Source organism: Azospirillum sp. TSO22-1 (assembly GCF_003116015.1).
GTDB lineage: Bacteria > Pseudomonadota > Alphaproteobacteria > Azospirillales > Azospirillaceae > Azospirillum.
Map to the genome: position 1 here is coordinate 1 of NZ_LGQZ01000180.1, position 5,623 is coordinate 5,623.

The window sequence follows — 5,623 nt, forward strand, 5'->3', positions numbered from 1 at the left end:
GGAGGCGCCGCCCGTGCCGGCCGCTCCCGCCACCCCCGCGCCACCGGCCGCCCCGGCCCCCGCGGCGGCCCCCGCCAGCCCGCCGGCCTCGGTGGTCGCGTCCTGGCGCGGCGCGCTGCTGCGCCACCTGGAGCGCTACAAGCGCTACCCGCGCGCGGCGCAACTGCAGCGGCTGGAGGGCGTGGCGCAGGTCCGCGTCGTGCTCGACCGGCAGGGCAATGTGCTGTCGGCCAAACTGGAGCGCGGCTCGGGGCACACGATCCTCGACGGCGAGACGGAGGAGATGGTGCGCCGCGCCTCGCCGCTTCCGGCACCGCCGCCGGAGATCGCGTCCGACCGCATCGAGCTGGTGGTGCCGGTGGAGTTCGCGTTGCGGTGAACGTACTTGCCCCCACCCCGGCCCTCCCCCGCTGCGCAGGGGAGGGTGCCGCCATTCCCCTCCCCTGCGCAGCGGGGGAGGGGTCAGGGGGGGGGGGCAATACTACTCCACGTCCACCCGCAGCTTCATCTTCGGGTGGATGCCGCAGAACACGCGATAGGTGCCGGCCTCGGTGAACGGCACGGACACGCTCTGCCCCGGCTCCTGGATGCTGCTGTTGAACTCACGGCCGTCGCGCTCGTAGCGGACGTTGTGGTCGCGCACGTCGTTGTTGTGCACCCGCAGCGCCTGCCCGGCCCTGATCCGCACCGCGGACAGGCTGAAGCGCTTGTCGCGCTGGCCGATCTCCGGCGGCGCGGTCAGCGCCGCGACGGTGGTGACGGCGGTCTCCGGCACCAGCGCCGGGGGCGGCGCGTCGGCGTCCAGGCTGCGCAGGAAGGCCAGCAGGTCGGCCTTCTCGTCCGCCGCCAGCGTCAGGCGCGGCAGGTCGGGCGACAGGGTGGGGCGGTCGATGACGCGGCCGGCGTAGTGGTCGAGCACCGCCTCCAGCGTGGCCAGCGAGCCGTCGTGCATGTAGGGCGCGTGCCGGCCGACGTCGCGCAGCGCCGGCGTCTTGAAGGCGTGGTTCAGCTTCGCCTCGCCCAGCACGGCGCCGCGGCCGCGGTCGTCGCCGGGCAGGCCGATGTCGTGGAAGGCGTGATCGGTGAAGACCCAGCCGGAATGGCAGTTGGCGCAGCCGGCCTTGCCGGTGAACAACGCGAAGCCGCGCTTGGCGGCCTCCGGCACCGCGCCCTCGTCGCCGGCCGCCCAACGGTCGAACGGCGCGACGCCGGACAGCAGCGTGCGCTCGAACGCGGCGAGCGCGCGGGCGACGGTGCCGGGCGTGACGCGCGGCTCGTCCGGGAAGGCGGTGGCGAACAGCGCCTTGTACGCGGGATTGGCCGACAGCGCCGCCACCATGCCGTCGAGCGTCTGGTTCATTTCCCGCGGGTTCTGCACGGGGCCGAGCGCCTGCTCCTCCAGGCTGGCCGCGCGGCCGTCCCAGAAGAAGCGCTCGCCCCAGGCGAGGTTGGCGATGAACGGCGTGCGGCGGTCGAGCGGCCTGCCGTCCAGCCCGTCGGCGCTGCGGCGGCCGTCGTGGAAGCCCTTGGCCGGCTCGTGGCAGCTGGCGCAGGAGCGGTCGCCGGCGCCGGACAGCGCCGGCTCGTGGAACAGCCGCTCGCCCAGCCGGACCACGGCCGCGGAATAGGGTGTTTCCGCCGGGAAGGGCACGGTCGCCGGGCGCCGCAGCGCGGTGAGGTCGGCGGCCGTCGCGGTGCCGGCCAGCAGCAGGGCGGCGAGGGGGAGCAGGGCGCGCTTCATGGCATGAACCTGGACGTCAACGGTGGATGCTTCGGCGTTGCGGCGCCGGCGTCGGCGTGGAATGCTCGCCGCCCGATCGAGGAGGCCCCATGATCCTGTGCATAGCCGATCTCCTGCCGCCGGGCGAGGTGCAAGCGTTGGGCGAGGCGCTGGCCGGCGCGCCGTTCGTCGATGGCCGCAGCACGGCGGGCTGGCACGCCCGGCTGGTCAAGGAGAACCTGCAGCTCTCCGGCACCGACAAGCGGATGACGGAGCTGCGCGCGCACCTGACCGACACGGTGCGCCGGCACGAGCTGTTCGAGCTGGCGGTGCGGCCGAAGGCGCTGACGCCGGTGATCGTCTCGCTCTACAAGGAGGGGATGCAGTACGGCGCGCACGTGGACGACGCGGTGATGCACGGCCTGCGCACCGATGTGTCGTTCACCATCTTCCTCAACGATCCGGACAGCTACGACGGCGGCGAGCTGGTGATCGAGACCAGCGCCGGCGAGGAGGCCTACAAGCTGCCGCCCGGCGCCGGCATCGTCTACCCGTCCGGCGCGCTGCACCGCGTCGCGCCGGTGACCCGCGGCGAGCGGCTGGTGGTGGTCGGCTGGGCGCAGAGCGTCGTGCGCGACCCCGGCCAGCGCGAGATCCTGTTCGACCTCGACCGCGCGCGGCGTGCGCTGTTCCAGGCGCAGGGCAAGACGGCCGAGTTCGACCTGATCTCCAAGAGCCTGGCGAACCTGCTGCGCCGCTGGGCGGAGGTGTAGGGCGGGGAGAAGCGGCGGCGCGGAGCGCTGAAAAACTCTTTCACCACGAAGACACGAAGGCACGAAGGTGGGGAGCGCGCGCCTGCCACCTTCGTGTCTTCGTGTCTTCGTGGTGACCCGGTTCCGGAATGGAGGGAGCTTTTCCTCCTCTCCCCAACCCCTCCCCCGCTCTCGGCGGATCCGGAGGATCCGCCTGTCGCGGCAGCGCAAGCAAAGCTTGCGCGAGAGCAAGGGGGGAGGGGCTTTATCGACTTCACGCCCAATCAGCGGAACGACCCCTTCAGCAGCTCGATGCGCGACACGGTGGCCTGGAAGGCGCCGTGCTCCACGACGGGGGCCTGCGGCGGCACGGCGGAGGGGAAGGCCTTCGCCAGCTCGCCCAGATACTCGGTCAGCTTGCCCTGCGCCGCCGCGTCCTTGGCGCCCAGCGCCTTGGCGTGGCCGTTGGCGTAGTCGCGGGCGGCGAGCACGAAGCCGCTGGCGTCCTGGTACTCGACCGCGTTGGCGATGCGGCCACCCTCCAGCGCCTCCTTGTACTCGTCCTGCGCCTGGTCGAGCACGGCCGGCACCACGCTCATCACGAAGCGCGCGCTGTTCTTGCCGGCCTTGCCGATCGCCTTGTCGACGGTCGCCAGCAGCGCCGCCTGCTTCGGCGCGACCTCGGCGGCCGGCGTCTTCTGTTTGACCAGGGTGGCGAGCGCGCCCAGCTCCTTCTCGAACTGCGGGATCTTCTTGCGGGACAGCGGCTTCTTGATGTCCTTGTAGATCTCCTCGGCCGGGTGCAGGAAGTGGGGGGCCGCGTCGTCCGGCCGGCCGGCCTCGTACAGGCTCCAGCCTACCTGCAGGTGGCCCTTCAGCAGCAGCAGCCGACCGACCAGCGCCTCGTCGGCCGAGACCTTGGAGAAGGCGTCGTGCTCGTGGCCGGCTTCGCCGCCCTCACCGCCTTCGCCACCCTCGCCGCCCTGCGTCGCCGCGACCTGATACGGGGCCGCCGGGTGGTGCGTTCCGTGGTCCGCCGCGCCCATATTCGCCGCCTGCGCAGCCCCGGCGCCCAGCAGCGCCACGGTGCCGAGCCCGATCCACAGCTTCGTCGTCGTCTTCCGCATGTCTCGCCTCTCCCTTTGTTTTATTGAGAATAACTCTCAATCGCACTTACCGCGAACAGCGCGGCAATGCAAGCGTAAAGGGAGGTATACGAAGGAAGTCAGGCGGCGGTCAGCGTGACCTTCACGTCGCTGGGCCGGGCGAAGAACGGGGCGGAGGTGACCAGCACCGCGCAGCCGGTGGCGGCGTAGGCGGCGGCGTTGCCCTCGTCGATGCCGCCGGCCGCGGCGACGACGGGCGGCGGCACGCGGTCGCGGGTCAGCGCCACCACGGCGGCCACCGCGTCGGGCGCCAGCTTCTCCAGTTGCAGCACGTCGGCCCCGGCGCGCAGCAGGTCCAGCGCGTCGTGGGCGTCGGCGACCTCGACGACCACCTTGCGCTCTGGCTCGCGCGCCTTGAGGGCGCGCAGCCAGTCGCCGTCGGCGGGATCGAGGAAGGCGCGGTGCTCGGGGAAGACCAGCAGCGTCTCCGACAGGCCCAGGCGGTGCATGCGCGCCCCGCCGGCCCGCACGGCGCGCACGGCGACGTCCTTGGTGCCGGGGAAGTTCTTGCGGGTGCAGGCGACGGCGATGCCCGGCGCCACGGCGCGCGCCGCGGCGACGATGCGCCGCGTGCGCGTGGCGATGCCCGAGGCGTACTCGACCAGCGTCTGCGCCACCTTCCAGGCGTGGTGCAGCGCCGCCGCCGGCCCCTCGGCGGTCAGGAAGACCTCGCCCGCGGCCAGCGCCGTGCCGCTCGCCGTCACCGCGCCAACGGTGGCGCCGCAGCGCTCCAGCATCCGCGCCGCCTCCTCGCTGCAGCAGACCACCATGTCGGCGCGCGCCGCGAAGGCGATGCGCCCCCGGAGACCGCCGATGCCCAGCGCCTCGGTGGTCAGGTCGCCGTGCGGCGCGTCCTGCAACAGCAACTCGTCGAGGCGGGCGTCGGACAGCATCAGCGGCTCCGTGGTTGGGCGTGGCGCCAGATCTTGGCGGCGGAGAGCAGCAGGATCCCCGCCAGCAGCGGCAACAGCACGGCGCTGGGAACCATCCCCAGCAGCCGGCCGCCGACGAAGGCGCCGAGCACCGATCCGGCCGCCATCACCAGGACGAAGCCGCGGTTGCGGCCGATCACCAGGAAGCTGCGGTCGCGGCTGTAGCGGGCGAAGCCGGCGAGCATGGTCGGCAGGCTGACCGCCAGCGACAGGCTGCCGGCCAGCTTGATGTCGGCGCCGAACAGCAGGACCAGGGTGGGGATGAGCAACTCGCCCCCCGCCACGCCGAGCAGCGAGGCGACGACGCCGATGCCGAAGCCGGCCGCGACGCCGGCCGCCGCCTGCGCCCAGCCGGTCGCCAGCGGCGCGCCGCCGGCACCGCCGTGTCCGAAGAGCAGTGCCCCGGCGATCAGCACCAGCAGCGCGGCGATCACCCGGTACAGGGACTCGCTCTTCAGCCGCGTTGCCCAGCCGGCCCCCAGCCACGCGCCGAGCAGGCTGCCGGCCAGCAGGTTGACGATCACGTCCCAGCGCGCCGCCATCGCGTCCAGCGGCACCGCGCCCATGCGGAAGGGCAGGGCGACCGCGACGACGACGAGGCTCATCGCCTTGTTGAGGATGACCGCCTCCAGCGCCGCGAAGCGGAAGGCGCCGATCAGCAGCGGCAGGCGGAACTCCGCCCCGCCCAGCCCGATCAGCCCGCCCAGCGCGCCGATGACGGCGCCGCCGCCGAAGGCCGCCAGCCGGCCGCGCGTCCGGGATCCGTCGTCGTCCGCGGTGTCGATCATGCGGCGAGCCTAGCACGGCGGCGTGCCACACCGTAAAAAGATGGCTGTTCATTGCAATGCAGCACGTGACATTCTGCCGCATACGGGTAACTCTCCGTATCACATTCCGCACACGCCAGAGCGACCGCCATGTCCCAGACCCTGCTCAATTCCGCTCCCCTGTCCACCGGCGCCGCCGACAAGGACGGCCCGCTGCGCGAGGACATCCGGCTGCTCGGCCGGCTGCTCGGCGACACCGTGCGCGAGCAGGAGGGCGACGCGGTCT

6 protein-coding genes are annotated in these 5,623 nt (G+C 72.9%); 2 read left to right on the forward strand and 4 right to left on the reverse strand.

The window, feature by feature from the left end; all coding sequences use genetic code 11:
- A partial coding sequence (locus TSO221_RS32520; RefSeq protein WP_146208982.1) for an energy transducer TonB occupies positions 1-379 on the forward strand: 379 nt, incomplete at its 5' end.
- Between the two features lie 102 nt (positions 380-481).
- Here TSO221_RS32520 and TSO221_RS32525 read toward each other — a convergent pair.
- Positions 482-1,741 carry a cytochrome c peroxidase gene (locus tag TSO221_RS32525; protein WP_109122614.1) on the reverse strand — a complete coding sequence of 420 codons (1,260 nt, stop codon included), beginning with the start codon at positions 1,739-1,741 and terminating at the stop codon, positions 482-484.
- 89 nt (positions 1,742-1,830) lie between these two features.
- Here TSO221_RS32525 and TSO221_RS32530 point away from each other — a divergent pair, with 89 nt between their 5' ends.
- Positions 1,831-2,493 (forward strand): Fe2+-dependent dioxygenase, encoded by a 663-nt coding sequence (locus TSO221_RS32530; protein ID WP_109122615.1) that lies wholly within the window; start codon positions 1,831-1,833, stop codon positions 2,491-2,493.
- Between the two features lie 263 nt (positions 2,494-2,756).
- Here the strand turns inward: TSO221_RS32530 and TSO221_RS32535 are convergent, their stop codons facing one another.
- From TSO221_RS32535 to TSO221_RS32545, 3 genes are all read right to left on the reverse strand, one after another.
- Complete coding sequence (locus TSO221_RS32535) at positions 2,757-3,599, reverse strand: hypothetical protein (protein ID WP_109122616.1); 843 nt, start codon at positions 3,597-3,599, stop codon at positions 2,757-2,759.
- A 98-nt stretch (positions 3,600-3,697) separates the two neighbouring features.
- Positions 3,698-4,531, reverse strand: coding sequence for a ModD protein (modD, locus tag TSO221_RS32540; protein WP_109122617.1), 834 nt, complete (start codon positions 4,529-4,531; stop codon positions 3,698-3,700).
- Positions 4,531-5,358 (reverse strand): sulfite exporter TauE/SafE family protein, encoded by an 828-nt coding sequence (locus TSO221_RS32545; RefSeq protein ID WP_109122618.1) that lies wholly within the window; start codon positions 5,356-5,358, stop codon positions 4,531-4,533. The genes modD and TSO221_RS32545 overlap by 1 nt, the downstream gene beginning before the upstream one ends.
- Positions 5,359-5,623: the final 265 nt, after the last annotated feature.

Excerpts from the sequence above, each read along its gene's own strand:
- TSO221_RS32525 (WP_109122614.1), bottom strand. The coding sequence starts at position 1,741 with ATGAAGCGCGCCCTGCTCCCCCTCGCCGCCCTGCTGCTGGCCGGCACC.
- TSO221_RS32530 (WP_109122615.1), top strand. The coding sequence starts at position 1,831 with ATGATCCTGTGCATAGCCGATCTCCTGCCGCCGGGCGAGGTGCAAGCG.
- TSO221_RS32535 (WP_109122616.1), bottom strand. The coding sequence starts at position 3,599 with ATGCGGAAGACGACGACGAAGCTGTGGATCGGGCTCGGCACCGTGGCG.
- modD (WP_109122617.1), bottom strand. The coding sequence starts at position 4,531 with ATGCTGTCCGACGCCCGCCTCGACGAGTTGCTGTTGCAGGACGCGCCG.
- TSO221_RS32545 (WP_109122618.1), bottom strand. The coding sequence starts at position 5,358 with ATGATCGACACCGCGGACGACGACGGATCCCGGACGCGCGGCCGGCTG.